The sequence below is a fragment of the Brevibacillus sp. HB2.2 genome, from assembly GCF_013284275.1.
Classification (GTDB): Bacteria; Bacillota; Bacilli; order Brevibacillales; family Brevibacillaceae; genus Brevibacillus; species Brevibacillus brevis_D.
The window spans coordinates 38,007-53,849 of sequence record NZ_JABSUV010000042.1; the positions used below are offsets into that span (position 1 = coordinate 38,007).

Consider the following 15,843-nt stretch of genomic DNA (forward strand, 5'->3'; position numbering starts at 1 on the left):
GGCGATGGAGCACAAAGTGGACCCGTTATTTCGCCCGTTGGCGAAAAACACGCAGGCGAATGTCATTTCACGACCCAGTCTCAGCAATGGGCAGCAGGTCATTCGGAAGCTGCTGAAAAACAAGCTGGCTATGCTCGGGCTGTTCATTATTCTCGCTTTGGTTGGCATGGCGATCATTGGCCCGAACCTCGTGCCGTATAGTTATTCCGATCAGAGCTTGCTGACCAAAAATCAGGAAATCTCCGCAGAGCATTGGTTCGGGACGGATGAGCTGGGACGTGACATGTTTGCCCGTACGTGGTATGGGGCGAGGATTTCTTTGACGATTGGCATTGTCGCGGCATTGATCGACCTGGTCATCGGGGTGACAGTCGGGGGCATTGCAGGCTATATGGCAGGACGAGGCAAACGAGGGGATCGCATCGATACGATCATCATGCGTATTATTGAGGTTTTGTATGGGCTGCCGTATTTGCTGGTTGTCATTTTGCTCATGGTGGTGATGGAGCCGGGAATGCTGACGATTATTATTGCCCTGTCTGCTACGGGTTGGGTTGGCATGGCTCGGTTGGTGCGCGGACAAATCCTGCAATTGAAAAATCAGGAGTTCATTCTGGCTGCCCAAGTACTGGGAGCGAAGTTTTCACGAATTTTGCTCAAGCATTTGATTCCCAACACATTTGGCGTCATTATCGTCAATTTGACCTTTACGATTCCATCGGCCATTTTTGCGGAGTCTTTTCTCAGCTTTCTTGGACTCGGTGTACAAGCTCCCGTCGCCAGTTGGGGAACGATGACAAACGATGGCTTGGGCGTTATTTTGACGGGTGATTGGTGGCGACTGTTTTTCCCAGCATTGATGATCTCGCTGACGATGTTCGCCTTCAACGTATTCGGCGACGGTTTGCAGGATGCGCTTGATCCGCGTCTACGCGATTAGAGACGACAGGGGGAATGAAGATGAATCAGCATTTGCTGACAATCGATGACTTGCGGGTGAATTTCAAGACGTATGGCGGAGAGGTTCAGGCCGTGCGGGGCGTGTCCTTTTACGTGGATAAAGGGGAGACGGTTGCCATCGTAGGGGAGAGTGGATGTGGCAAGAGCGTTACGGCTCAAGCGATCATGGGATTAATCCCTGATCCACCTGGAAAAATCGTCGGGGGAAGGGTTGTATTTGAAGGAGCTGAAATCAGCCACCTGCCCAAAAAAGAGCTGCTGGGTATTCGCGGAACGCAGATCGGCATGGTCTTCCAAGACCCGATGACAGCGCTCAATCCGACGATGAAGGTAGGGACACAGATCGTAGAGGGGTTCGTTCGCAGCCACCGAGTATCGAGAGAGGAAGCGCGAAAGCGAGCGATCGAGATGCTTTCCCTCGTAGGAATTCCAGATCCGGAAAAGCGAATCGATCAGTACCCGCACCAATTCAGCGGAGGGATGCGTCAGCGTGTGGTCATTGCGATTGCTCTCGCTTGCCAACCCAAACTGGTGATTGCGGATGAGCCGACGACAGCGCTGGATGTGACGATTCAAGCGCAGATTTTGGATTTGCTCAAGCGACTGCAAGAGGAACAGGAGTTATCGGTTGTGATTATTACCCATGATTTGGGAGTCGTAGCCGAGATTGCTCATCGTATGGTTGTCATGTATGCGGGAATGGTGGTTGAGACTGGGACGGTTGAGGATGTTTTTGCAAACCCTCGTCACCCGTATACATGGGGACTAATGCGCTCGCTCCCTCGTCTGGATGAAGGCGAAAAGCAACGGCTGATTCCCATCGAAGGCAGTCCGCCGGATTTATTTCATCCGCCAGTCGGCTGTCCGTTTGCTGCCCGTTGTGATTTTGCGATGGAGATATGCGAACAACAGATGCCTGTGACGAACGAATTCGGTCGTGGACATCAGGCTGCTTGCTGGCTTCACGATCCACGGGCACCGCGAATAGAGGAGCTCGTGGCAGCGGGGAGGCAGGGAGTATGACAGAAGCGTTGCTTGATGTTCGCGATTTGAAGAAGTATTTTTCGCTTGGAACGGGATTTGATTTGAAAGCAGTCGATGGTGTCTCGTTTACGATCAACAGAGGGGAGACGTTCGGTCTGGTCGGCGAAAGTGGCTGCGGGAAGTCTACGCTGGGCAGGACGATTATTCGCCTGTATGACCATACAGATGGCGAAGTGCTGTTCAAAGGGAAGAACGTTCATCAGCTTCGGGGAAAAGAAGCGGGGCAGTTCAATCGGGATGCCCAGATGATTTTCCAAGACCCGCAAGCAAGTCTGAACCCGCGTATGACCGTAGAGGATATCATTGCAGAGGGCTTGGACATCCACCATTTGAACCGCGGGATGAGACGAGAGCGTGTGGCGGAGCTGCTCCATCTAGTGGGCTTGCATAAGGACCATGCGCAGCGTTTTCCGCATGAATTCAGTGGGGGACAGCGCCAACGGATCGGAATCGCGCGTGCGTTGGCAGTGGAACCGGAATTTATCATTGCGGACGAGCCGATCTCCGCACTCGACGTCTCGATTCAAGCGCAAGTCGTTAATTTATTGGAGGATTTGCAGCATGATCGTGGATTGACTTATTTGTTCATCGCGCATGATCTGTCCATGGTCAAACATATTTCCAACCGGATTGGCGTCATGTATTTGGGCAAAATGGTCGAGCTGGCATCGAGCTATGAGCTGTACGCTCGTCCGTTGCACCCCTATACGCAGGCTTTGCTCTCTTCTGTGCCAGTACCGGACCCGACGGTAAAGCGAGAGCGTATCGTTTTGCAGGGAGATTTGCCGAGTCCAGCGAGCAAGCCGAGTGGCTGCGGATTTCGCACACGCTGCCCACTCGTTCAACCTCGTTGTGCGGAAGAAGTACCGAGGTGGCAGGAGGCACAACCCGGGCATTGGGTGGCATGTCATTTGATAGAGTCGTAAGAGAGGAAGAAGGGCTGTTCCCGATCGATGGGACAGCCCTTTCTTGTGAGATTATAAATAGTAGAAACAGGTAAGAACGATTGAGAAGACAATCAGTCCAGTGCCCGATGTAAGAAAAAGCGAGGTTCCGATTCGCACGAACGACTCCTTCTTTTCTTCGAAAGCAGGGTCGTTAGCTTGGACGATGTCACTGTCCATCAAGCGCGGCTTGCGAAAGAACATCCCTTTCAACTGCTTGAATCCACGCAGAAAAATCGTGAAAAATCCGGAGCGTGTCACGACGGCAATACTCCCTACGATCAACAGGAAAAGACCGATTAAAAAACTCTGGTTAATCAATGGCACCAACGTACCGGCTTGAATAGTAATTCCTAAAATCACACTGCTGATCACGGAGAGAGCGAGTAGGAGAATGAGCCATTTTTTCAACGAAGAAGCACGTCCTTTTTATAGTGTAGGTGCAATGCGCTCTGCCTCCCGCAAAAAAGCCTGAACGGCAGGTGGGGCTTCACGAAGCGAACGTACAGCCAAGCCGATTTGCCGAGAGAGAGGCGGCGTGATTTCTTTGACAGCGACATCGGGTAGTTGTGCTGGTAGAGTCAGTGACGGAACGACTGTCACTCCAACACCGCTTTCTACCATGGCCAAAATCGTTGTATTATCAGCGATTTCATAGGAAACAGTTGGCGTAAGCCCAGCCTTGGCAAACTCCGCGCCAATCAACAAGTGACAACCCGCCATGGGCATGAGAAACGATTCGCTGGCTAATTGCTCCAAGGTGAGAGATTGCTCTTTTGCCAAAGGATGCAGGGCTGGCACGACAGCATGCAGGGCGTCTGTCGTCAGCAGAATTCCCTCGAGCTCGTCATCGGGCCACACATGAAAACCGACATCGACAACTCCCGAGCGAATCCATTCTTTTATTTCTTGATAGCTACCTTCATATAGCTTTGTTTGTATATGCGGATAGTGACTTTCTATCGACTTTAGCAATTTTGGTAGGAGCTGAGCGGTTACGCTGGGAAAAGAAGCAATCCGGAGCGTTGCCTCCACACGCTCGCCTGATTCGACAGCCACCTGTTTAATCACTGAGACGTTATCCAATATGATCCGAGCCGAGGCGACGATTTTTTCGCCAGCTGCGGTCAGCTTAACACCACTGCGATTGCGGGTGAACAAGGAAATACCGAGCTCTTTCTCCAGTGCGCCGATGGTATGACTTACACCTGACTGGCTCAATCCGATTTGTTCTCCTGCTCGCGTGAAGTTGCCAGCGTTGGTGACAGCCACAAGGACTTCCATTTGAAACAAAGTCATAGAGCTTCTCCTTTCATGAGGTTTTTATCATGGTTGGTATGCGAAAGCTTCATTTTACAGCGCGCTTGCATCACTTTAAGATGAAAAGCAAGAGAAGCATTCGTTTAAAAAAAGGAGAGAAATAACCATGAATCATGTGAGCGTATATCATGTGGACGCCTTTACGAGAGAGCCGTTTGCAGGCAATCCCGCGGGCGTCATCCCGGAAGCAGGTACTTTGACTTTACACCAAATGCAGAAAATTGCCAATGAGTTGAATCTTCCTGAGTCTGCCTTTTTGATGCCATCCGACCATCCAGAAGCTGATTTTCGCATTCGCTATTTTTCTCCTTCGGTTGAGATCGATTTCTGCGGACATGCGACAGTGGGTTCTGCTTGGCTATTGGCAACAGAGCTTGGATGGTTGGAAAAGGGTAGTCGTATCGTGTTTGAGACAAACGTTGGTTTGATTCCTGTTCAATTGATGATGGAGGATGGCCAGTTACAGCGAGTGGAAATGACCCAAATCAGGCCTTCTGTGAAGGAGATTGATGTAGACAGCGAAGAGGTAGCGAGGCTGGTAGGCATAACATTGGCCGATCTGGATGATCGCTATCCGATGAAGCTCGCTTCCACTGGAAATAGGCATCTACTCGTTCCAGTCCGCACCCGCCAGGCAATCGATGCAGCACAGCCATTGCTCGCTTCGCTCGCAGAAATGAATAGGCAGCACGGAATCACAACCACCCATTTGTTTTCGTGGGATGCTCCTGAAGGCTATGACTTGTATACGAGAGATTTTGCGCCTGCGATCGGGATTGCGGAAGATCCTGTAACAGGTGCTGCAAACGGGGCTCTGGCTGGCTATCTGGCATTGGAAGAGTTGCTGCCTGCTGGAAAAGTGACAGAGCTCGTCATAGGGCAAGGACATGCGATTGGTCGGCCAGGAAAGCTGTATGTAACCGTTGATCGATCTGGAGAGGAGCCTGTTATTCGTGTAGCAGGTGAGGCGCATTTGACGATTGCGGGGCAAATGAGAGGATAAATAAGGAAAAAAGAAAGGCGTTCTTGTCTAAGAACGTCTTTTTTGTCTTTATTTCCTGTTGATCCAATATAAGGAATTCATTATAATTCGAATTGTGTGTTTAAGGAATATTTCACTAATTTTACCTGTACTTATTTTCTTTCGGTTTTGAACCGGTATGGGGGAGGGAGTCTTAGAGATGAACAGTAAATTCATCCGTTCCATCAGTATTTGTAACGTATTTATTCTGCTCTCTTTACTGTTTTTGCAAGCGGTTCCTGAGCAGGTGCGTGCAACGGAAAAAAGCAAAACATACTTGATTGGTTTCAAGGACAGTAAGCGAACGAAAAGGAGCGCCATTCAAGGAACGTCTGCGCAACAACTCAGCTCCAAAATTATGGTGGCTACCTTAACTGAAAGCGAGAGGGAGGAATTATCTCAAGATCGAAATGTCGCGTACATAGAGGAAGATAGTGACACAGAGTTAGCAGAGATCGACCTGACAGAAAAACAGGAGACCCCATGGGGAGTCGAGCATGTAGGTGCACTTCAAGCACATAGCAAAAATTACTTAGGTAAAAATGTGAAGATAGGAATTTTGGATACCGGAATCTCACGTCATGAAGATTTGAACGTGAATGGCGGCATTTCCTATGTTGAAGGTGAAGCGGATTATGATGATGCCCATGGTCATGGTACCGCTGTAGCTGGAGTAATCGCAGGAAAAGACAATCATCTTGGAATAGTAGGAGTCGCGCCAGAAGCGGAAATCTATTCGATCAAAGTTCTTGATGAAAAAGGTCATGGCAAGTATTCGAGTATGATTCAGGGAATAGAATGGGCCATCCAGAATGGCATGAATATTATCTCGATCAGTGCAGGTGGGTCCGTGGACAGTCAAGCGTTGCACGACCAGATTAAAAGGGCAAATGAGCATGGAATTCTGGTCATTGCAGCAGCGGGCAATCGAGGCCTGGGGGAGGATACTCAATTATTCCCGGCACATTATCCGGAAGCCTTGTCGGTAGGTTCCGTTGATCGGGATAACCAGCGTGCAGATACCTCCAGTGTAGGAGCGGGTTTGGACCTGATGGCTCCGGGCGTGGATATTTTAAGCACTTCCCTTCACAAAGGATATGAATTGCGCTCGGGTACTTCGCTAGCTGCTCCTCACGTGGCAGGTGCCGCAGCAGTCATTTGGTCGAAGAAGGGAAAGGCAACCAACGATGAAGTCCGGGATATTTTGATCGAGAGTGCAACACCTCTAGGGGAGCCACGTTTTTATGGTAAAGGGCTGGTGAACCTGGAAAAAGCCTTGGAGATAGGAAGCACACAGTCTACCGGGATTCAGGCGATTGAATCTAATCCTAACGAGCTGGCTATTTCCGTAGGGCAGAGCTATCCATTGAAGATCAGGGCGAAGCTGACAGATGACACGACCAAGGACATTACCGAGCAAGCGAGTTATGCCAGTAACGATGAAAAAATCGCTACAGTAAAGCCAACAGGACTGGTGACAGCGACTGGCATTGGTGAGACGCGATTGGTCGTAAAGTTCGAAGACAAGACGATCGAAATCCCAGTAGTGGTTAGTGAAAAGGTACCTTTGACCCCACGTGGCGGTCTTGATACCCCAGAAAATGGTGAATTCATTGTCGGTACGTATGAGATGAAGGGATGGTACCTAGATCCAGCAGGCGTGTCCCAAATCAGTATCATGATTGATGGCATAAAGGTTGGAGAGGCAACCTATGGTGACCCCAGACCCGATATTGAGGCCAAGTATCCAGCGTATCAAAATGGAAACGCAGGTTTTCATTTTAACCTGGATACAAGAGAAATGAGCGTAGGATTGCATACGATTTCGCTTGCCATTCAAAACAAGAATGGAGAGCAGTCGGTTATGGAAGGAAATACGTTCTATGTTGGCACCAAGCAGCCAGTAGAAGGCCTTCATGCGGATGTTTCCAAGCTGGAGCTAACGGACGAGAATACGCATCAGCTCGTTGTCTCTACGATTCTCGAAGATAAAACGCTAAAAGATGTCACGATGCTGACTGAATACACTTCTTCGGATGAAAGTATCGTAACGGTATCCCCAACTGGCTTCGTAAAAGCAATAGGACTGGGAACAGCGATTGTGACGATTCGCTATGAAGGACAAGCCATCACGCTTCCTGTCACGATCCAGGAAAAAATCGCGCTCATACCGCGTTGGGAAGTAGAGAGTCCAGCCAATCATTCCACAATGACGGGAGTCTCTCTCATGAAAGGCTGGTATTTAGATCCGGCAGGTGTAGCAAAGATAGCGGTCCATGTAGATGGGAAATTAGTCGGGGAAGCTCTTTACGGACAATCGCGACCTGATATCGCGCAGGAGTACCCGGCATATCAAAATGCTACTTCTGGTTTTCAGTATTTTTTGGATACGACTCAAATGACGGAAGGGCAGCACACCATTACGGTGATCGCTGTGAATCAGGAAGGCAAAGAGCAAGTGCTGGCGGAGCGCTCCGTGTCTATCGAGCGTGCACAACCAGCCAAGAGTATAGCTGCAAATGTAAGCAAGGTCGAGCTATCACAAGGGAATACACAGCAACTTACCATTTCGGCTGTTTTGCAAAATGACCAAATCAGAGATATAACAAGAGAAGCGAAGTACACCCTTGAGGATTCTACAATTGCCAGCATTTCCAATCACGGAATCATCACTGGTCTTCAGATCGGACAGACCGCATTGATTGTCGACTACCAGGGACAAGTGCTGACGTTACCGATCTCAGTGAAAGCAGCTGCTGGAGCTTCCCAAGGGGGATTGGACAGTCCTCTCGACAATGCGACGATTAGCGGAATCTACCCTGTAACAGGCTGGTTTATCGCCTCAAGTGGCGTCTCGAGCATTGAGGTATTGGTGGATGGCGTTGTAATTGGTGAAGCCACGTATGGAGTTCCGCGTCCCGAAATCGAGATTACGGATATTTCTTTACCTGGTAGCAACGTTGGATTTCAATATAGCCTCGACACAGCTCTTCTCCAAAAAGGAAAGCATACCATTTCTGTTCGTGGAACAGCCAAGGATGGAAATCAAACGATGTTGGGGTCAAGAACCGTTCAGGTGGTCGAATTGATCCCGGCAATTGGATTGCACGTAGATATTGCCGAGCTGCAGCTTTCTCAAGGAAAAACACATCCACTCACTGTCAACGCAGAGCTAAAGGATCAGAGCAAGCAGGATGTGACCAAGCTAGCCCTCTACACCGTAGAAAATCCATCTGTTGCAAAAGTGAATCCATACGGCGTAGTTACGGCTCTCGCGCAGGGCAATACGAGCCTTACAATCAAATACGGAAATCAGAGTATCAAGATACCAGTCGTCATTACAGCAGCAGAAGTACAAAAGGCAATCGGCGAAATAGAAACACCAGCAAATGAAGCGATTATCCATGGTTCATATACGATAGCGGGCTGGTTTTTACATCCTTCAACGCCTACACGTTATCAGGTCTTCCTTGATGGAAAAGAAGTCGGACAAGCCAGTTCAGGAATAGCACGCCCTGACATTGCCCTGCTGCATCCGGACTATCAGAATACGCATGCAGGATTTAGCTATACGATGGACTTGTCCGAGTTGCAATCCGGTCATCATACGGTATCTGTTGTGGTGACGGATAGCGAAGGCAAACAACATCCGTTGCCAGAGAAAAGCTTTGTGGTTGGAGAAATAGCTCCGGTAGATAGTCTGAAGCATACGGAATCGGGGATCAGCTTAGCAAAATCGTCGATGCAGAAGCTACAGATTACCGCAACTACAGCTGGTCAAAGTCCAAAAGATGTAACTGCGCATGCCGTATATTCGTACGAGAATGCCAATGTGATTCACGTGAGTCCACTGGGAATCGTCACAGGATTCGAAGTAGGAATGACCAAGATTGTCGTCAGTTATGGAGGTCAGACCCTAACGATTCCAGTGGTTGTGACGGAAACAGAATCAGGCCCACTGGTTGCAAAAGGAAAGATCGACATTCCGATGGAAAAAGCAGAAATTGGAGGAACCACAACGATTCAGGGATGGCTTCTTGATCCAGACGGTGTAGCCAAGATTGAAGTTTGGATGGATGGGCAGCTACAAGGAACGGCAGTATATGGCGGACCTCGCCCAGACATTTTTGCCCTGTATCCACGCTATGAGAATGCAAATGCAGGCTTTCAGTATCAACTCCATACAATGAGTTTCAATGAAGGCGAGCACAAAATAACCGTACGAGTAACCAACAAAAAGGGAGTAGAAAGTCTCGTCCTCGATAAAGAGGTAACAGTTGGCCCCGTAACAGGGATTACTACCAACCTCTCCACAATTGATCTTGAGAAAGAAAAAAACGCTTCTCTCACGGTTGTAGCAGCTTATCGGGACAAGAGTACAAAGGACGTAACAGGCGAAGCCACCTACGCAATTCAAGACCCAGCCATTGCAAAAATAGACGAAACTGGTGTGATAACGGGCCTAGCACCAGGGAATACCGTTCTGTCTGTCACTTTTGCTGGCATCGTCCAGCAAGTGCCTGTTCATGTAAAGGGTGGCGCTCTGACGACGACAGGTACAATTGATGCTCCAGGAGAGAATGAACAGATTAGTGGAAGCTATAACGTGACAGGCTGGTTCATGACCTCCGGTGAAGTGGAAAAAATCGAAGTGCAGATGGATGGCGTTGCATTGGGTGAGGCGAAATATGGACTGGAGCGCCCAGATATTTTGCGAATGTACCCAGAGGCACCACATGCAAAACCCGGTTTTTCGTATCTGTTGGAAGTGAATGATCTGGACTTGGGACAGCATCAGCTGACTGTTCTGGTAACGGAAAAAGACGGGAAACAGACCAGCATGGAAAAGGCGATCACGATTGTGAAACCGATTCATGACAAATACACCTATTGGCTGCAATTTTCAGATCAGCAGGGTAAGGACAATTGGTCCTATCAAGAGGTGTCAGGGAATCAACATGCTGATTTGACATGGAATAAGCAAACAGAAGAATGGAAGGGCAATCACGATACGGCCATCGGAAATACCTGGATAAAAGTTGGCAGCACAAACCCTGTCATCAAATGGGAAGCGCCACGATCAGGAAAAATCCAGGTCAGCGGTTGGATTTCCAAAATTCAAGTCGATGAGGGCGATGGGGTAAACGTCCGATTGATGAAAAACGATGAACAAATTTGGCCGGCTACTGGCTGGCAAGCCATTGAATTCAACGATGAAATTGGTGTGGAAATCCAAGAAGAACTTGAGGTAGAGCAAGGAGATGCGCTCTTGTTTCAAGTGGATCAAAAAGAAAGCAGCATCGGTGATTTACTAAAATGGACACCTGAAATTACCTACACGAGCAACGCCATTAACGATAATGCGTCTCCCAAAATCTATTTGACCTCTCCTGCTGTGGGAGCAGCGATCTCCACTGTTGATGGCAAAGATGTTGTTGCGATCTCAGGTTTTGCCATGGACCCGAATGTGGGGGATCAGGTAAACATTTGGTACCAGCTGGATGATGAAGATCCACAAGAGTTGACGAGATTTACGGCTTCGGAAAAGCCCCAACCATTTTTGTTCAACCTGCCCACTCATCACTTGAAACCGGATGTTTTGTACTCTCTTCGTGTCTGGGCAGTCGACCAAAAGTCCGGAAGATCAGTCAGTGAAAAAGTAGACTTCACCCTGGACATGATAGCGCAAGCCGAAAAGGAAGACATTGTGGTTGTCGCAGACTGGAAATCTCCGAAAGATGGAACCGAAATTTCAAAAGGAGAAAAGGTTTCACTGACATGGGAATATGTAGGCTACGGTGGGCACTCCAGTAAAATCGAATCGCAAGAATTACTCATTTATATAAGCGAAGGTGGGCGTGTCACCTCAACGATCCGCGAAAAATTGACAGGCACAGCACGTTCCTACGTGTTTGATACAAGTGTGATTGAGAAAAATGCCCGAGTGGAAGCACGAATTCGCACAATTATGCCGAAGACGCCTGTTTATGTTTATGGTGGTACGGCGAAGTTGAATTTTAGTGTTCTGGCTGCCAATCAAGCACCTGTCGTAGCCAGTACGGGGTTTGTCGCCTTGGACAGAGGGCTTACAGGAACCATCAACTATACGCTCAATGAAAATGATGTCACAGACAAAATCGTTTCGACAAAATTACGAGTGGGCTTCACGCCAGGTGGAAACGAGATTGTTGAAAAAGAGGTGCTAATCCCGGAGGCTTCTCAAAACAGACAAGTTGTTAGCAGGTATTCCTTCCCGCTTACAAAAGATATGCTGCACCAGACCATTTACTGGACAGTGCAGGCGCAGGATAACCGGGGAGCTTGGACACCAGCGGTTAACTATTCCGTCCCACTGGAAGAAGCACTTCCGAAAATCGTGATCTACACGCCGGTTGCCAAGAGAGTCATGGACCTTGATGACATCTTTACATTGGATGGAACATACACGAAGCTTACCTCTGGAGAAACGATTGAAGCCAAAGTGTCCTCCTCTCATTCTGCCAAAAAATACACAACAACAGGAACCTCCGGTCAGTGGGAGCTGAATTGGACGGGGCGGGAAATCGGATCGGGCACGTACGAAAATATCCAAGTGATGGAGCCGACTGTAGTCTATTACTACGGAAGCTTAACGGTAGAAGATAAGCCGGATGCACCGAGTATCGTTAACGTGGAGGCCGAAAGCAATTCACTCAAAATCTATTGGAGTCCATCTGTAGGGGCCATTGACTACGGAATCCAAGTCGATGGCGGCGGTATTAAAAAAGTGGGTGACGTTACCAACCATACCATCACGGGCCTTCAGCCTGCGCGTGTGTATACCATTAGACTGTGGGCGTATACTTCAGATGGAATTAGCAGCTACAGCAGTTCGATTACGGTTGAAACGAAACCGGCAGAAGGCAATTTTAATGAAATGGTTGAGAATAGCCCCGTACGGATGTATTTCCCTGCAAATGAGGCGAAATACATGAAAATCGTTGCCGGAACAAATGGAACCTATTCATTCACGTTAAACAACGATTCGGGTTCACCTGCAAATGCAACCCTATCCGTCTATAAAACGGCAAGCTTGCAGGCACATGAGGAGATTGCGGCGGGAGCGAATGGAAGAGTCAACCCGGTGTTTGTTGCAGGAAAAACCTATTATGTAAAAATTGTCGCCAAGGATTCCATTTACGCTACACTTCTGGCAAAGCCGGGGAGAGAGGCCTTTACCTTTAACCAACCAAAGGAAATTACGCTAAAGCCTGGTCAAACGGTAGAGATCGCCATGAATACGACCATTCCTGGTAAGTATCGCATGATGACACAATTGAAAAACCAAACAAATAAATATCCGGTTGTCACAGTACTGTCAAACGGAAATGCCGTAACCCCTAAAGAGACGCCAACTCCTTCCGAAATCAATTATGAGCTGGGGATGGGCGGCTACACGATCAAATTGACCAATACCGAGAGTTATCCGGTGAGTGTTTCCTTTACTGTTTTTGCTCCCCTCCCTGATGGGACTTTTTATGAGTACGTTTACGATCAAAACAATCGGATTAAGGCGATCAAAGAAAATGGCGTAGAATCCGTAACGTTCATTCATGATGAGAACGGAAACATTTTAAAAAGTGTCAAGCATGAAGTGACGCTTCCACCAAAAGGAACCGTATTACATGTGGATTTGGAAAAGGTGGAGGTACGAGCTGGTAGCACGCGACCGATTAAGGTCACAGCAACACTGGAGGACGGCAGTACGCTGGACGTAACCACACAAGGTCTTTACTCGGTGGTAGATTCTAGGGTTGGATTTATCGTGAAAGGCGTTGTGCATGGGATGAATCCTGGAACAACAGAGGCCAGGGTGTTTTACGGCGGACAGTATAAAACGATAACGATTACGGTTGTACCCTAATCCATGTTCATGCAGTCCCCCCTTCGCATCATGGGGGGACGAATATCTCTAACGGAGGCATTATGAAACATTTTTCCATAAAATCACTCATGATCGTTGTGCTGTGCCTTGCATTATGCACGACGATGCTGCCGCTTGGAACGACGTTCGCAAATGAATCCTCCCCCGTGTCGATCTCTCGTGTAACCTCAGGTGAGAAAGCAACTCCTGACACGGTAATCGAAGAGATTCAACAATCCATGGGCGAGTCAATCACCAATGACAAAGGAGCAGCAAAAAATCCGACCGAGTTCACGGAAACGGATATTTCTTCGCTTACATGGACGCAGCTAGAGACTGACACTGTTATTGACATTCATCGCAGTTTTGACAGAGCATTGTTAAAATTCGCAGCCTATTTCTATTCCGAGCTGCTGCAGTTACTAACAGTAGAAGAACAAGAAGAAGTCAAGCGTCTTTCCACTGAGCAGATTATCACCCAATTCGAGAATCTGAGTCAGGAAAGCAAAGACCTCTTGCAGCGGTTAACCCCTCTCGTTCTATCTAAAATCAATGAAATGAAACAACTCGAAGAACAGATGGAGGTTCAATCCACTTCGCTTCCTCCGGTAAAATACACCGAACAGGATCAGGAGTTTCGATTTGCTCGTTCCAAAACAGAGCAATCCGTCGATGATCTATACCGTGCTGCGAACCTGGTCGAGCAAGATCTTTATTTGCCTGGGAAACATGGACTGGATTTGGACATAAAACGCAGATACCACTCCCTGAGCAGTAAAATCAGTGTGCCAAGCTGGGATGAGGACTTTTCCAAGAATGAAGCGCTGAAGGCCAATGAGAGATTTGCAACTGGCTGGGATTTTAATATGCCGAGATTGGATATCGTCACGCGGGAGCAGGCCGTAACAGTAAGGGACGACTCTAAAAATCCAAGTCAACAAATCTACTCCACCAAAGTAGAGAATGATCCATCGAGCAATCGGTATTACATTACCTTAGAAGACGGGACATCTTTAGAATATCGGTTCAACAAGTTTGTTAATTATCCGTATCAAGACATCTTCTTTACGATTGACGACGTAAATCGGAAGTACACGCTGCATTACCGAAATTTGAAGTACGAGTTTGATGTCACGTTGGGAACGGTCGTCAAATCCAATATTTATGGAGACACGATCAAGTACAACGTGAGTAGTGATGGAGAGCCGGTGAGCATTGAAGATAGCGTCGGTCGTTATGTGGTGCTGAAACGAAAGCATAGCGACACTACGCAGGACTTGATTGTCTACAAAGACAAGACAGAGACCACAGTACTCAAGCACATTCGCTACCACTTTGAAAGAAAGCTGGCATTGAGCGGATACTATCAGCTCGTTCGCGTAGAAGTCCTGCCGACAGCAGGGAGCGGTAGTAGCGCATATACAGTAGCCCGGTATGCCTATCATGATCCCAAAACGAAGGGCATTGCCTATTTCAATTTAAACAAAAACTATACGCTGGAAAAGCTGCCTGTAGATCAAGCTCTACAGGATTCAGCGAAGTTTTGGGAGTCCGATGTAGCCAAGCGCGCGGAAATCGATTACTTGCTCATGCAAGAAGCGGTTTATCCCTTGCAGGGCCTAAAAATCAATTACGATTACCGCCCCTATCAATTAGGTCAGACTACTTTCAATGACGGACTCGTACGGATTTTTCAAGACAAGCATGCCTTGAGCTATGTATCTTATCATCCTGTCAATAAAGTATCGTACAGCTATACGCAGAAAACGCCGAACGGTACAAATACGTATAAGCTGGAAAAGACCTATACAGATAACGGCAATTTTCGCGAGATATGGAAGGTGCCAAAGGAACAGCTGCCCAGATTGAAGAATTTTGCGGATCGACATGGGGATACCATCCATGTCACCGAATCAGAGGCATCCCGTTACACGAAAAATAAACGGTACAAGGTCAATCAAGACGGAAATCCTTTGCTGAGAAGTGAGAAGACGACAGGTATTAGTAAAGGCGGAACGAATGTATCTGGCGCGAAGTACCGGGTTGAGTATAATCCAACTACCTACACGACCTACGCCTACTCAGGTCGGAATACAAAGCCGACGTATCAGTACGTTTTCCTGGAGCCGTCATCGGCCGTTAGTGATCTGGACGTCTACAATCACTACCTGAAAGACCCGAATGTTTCCAATCGTGCACAATATGCTGCCAGGATCAACAATTACGCACAAGAGACGTACCTGGAATACAACCATTATGGACAACTGATCAAGCAAATTGCGCCAGACGGGATTATGAGCACATGGACATATGATGAGGTGGCGCTGAATCCATGGGGCTTCCGGACCTTCTCCGTGTTGAAGGCAACCCGAACACAATCAACAACAGCATCCGGTGATCCCTATTATTCGAATACCACCTATGAGTACAACGATCAATATTTGCTCCGGAAGGAAACGGAGATCAACTCGTTCCCTGCCAATTTAATCAATACGCCCAAGAGTCAATCGATCGAACGAACCTACGAGTACACAAACAAACAGCTTTATTCGATAACGGAGAACTTTGGCGGAGGAAAGACACGGACGCAGACCTTCACGGCCTATGATCAATACGGAATTCAGCCCACGCAGATTACACTCGCAGGTGTC

At 48.0% G+C, this 15,843-nt stretch carries 7 protein-coding genes and 1 pseudogene; 6 read left to right on the forward strand and 2 right to left on the reverse strand.

Features of this window, described 5'->3' with window-relative positions:
• The first annotated feature begins 4 nt into the window (after positions 1-4).
• The 3 genes from HP401_RS33990 to HP401_RS34000 are packed head-to-tail and all read left to right on the forward strand — an operon-like array spanning position 5 to position 2,930.
• Positions 5-940: an ABC transporter permease gene (locus HP401_RS33990; protein ID WP_173606888.1), complete on the forward strand. Its 936-nt coding sequence runs from the start codon at positions 5-7 to the stop codon at positions 938-940.
• A 20-nt stretch (positions 941-960) separates the two neighbouring features.
• Positions 961-1,983 (forward strand): ABC transporter ATP-binding protein, encoded by a 1,023-nt coding sequence (locus tag HP401_RS33995; protein WP_173606880.1) that lies wholly within the window; start codon positions 961-963, stop codon positions 1,981-1,983.
• Entirely contained in the window at positions 1,980-2,930 is a 951-nt protein-coding gene (locus HP401_RS34000) for an ABC transporter ATP-binding protein (RefSeq protein WP_173606881.1), read from the forward strand. Before HP401_RS33995 ends, HP401_RS34000 begins: the two co-directional genes overlap by 4 nt.
• A 51-nt stretch (positions 2,931-2,981) precedes the next feature.
• On the opposite strand, the gene HP401_RS34005 is transcribed toward HP401_RS34000, so the two are convergent.
• The gene (locus HP401_RS34005) at positions 2,982-3,359 is read right to left on the reverse strand and encodes a DUF3899 domain-containing protein (RefSeq protein WP_173606882.1); all 378 of its coding nucleotides are present in this window, start codon (positions 3,357-3,359) and stop codon (positions 2,982-2,984) included.
• An 18-nt stretch (positions 3,360-3,377) separates the two neighbouring features.
• The gene (locus HP401_RS34010) at positions 3,378-4,247 is read right to left on the reverse strand and encodes a LysR family transcriptional regulator (RefSeq protein WP_173606883.1); all 870 of its coding nucleotides are present in this window, start codon (positions 4,245-4,247) and stop codon (positions 3,378-3,380) included.
• Positions 4,248-4,374: 127 nt separating this feature from the next.
• Here HP401_RS34010 and HP401_RS34015 point away from each other — a divergent pair, with 127 nt between their 5' ends.
• The 3 genes and pseudogenes from HP401_RS34015 to HP401_RS34025 all read left to right on the forward strand — a co-directional run.
• Entirely contained in the window at positions 4,375-5,271 is an 897-nt protein-coding gene (locus HP401_RS34015; RefSeq protein WP_173606884.1) for a PhzF family phenazine biosynthesis protein, read from the forward strand.
• A gap of 178 nt (positions 5,272-5,449) precedes the next feature.
• Positions 5,450-13,192 (forward strand): S8 family serine peptidase, encoded by a 7,743-nt coding sequence (locus tag HP401_RS34020; protein ID WP_173606885.1) that lies wholly within the window; start codon positions 5,450-5,452, stop codon positions 13,190-13,192.
• A 62-nt stretch (positions 13,193-13,254) separates the two neighbouring features.
• Positions 13,255-15,843, forward strand: a pseudogene (locus HP401_RS34025) (type IV secretion protein Rhs); the annotation flags it as partial.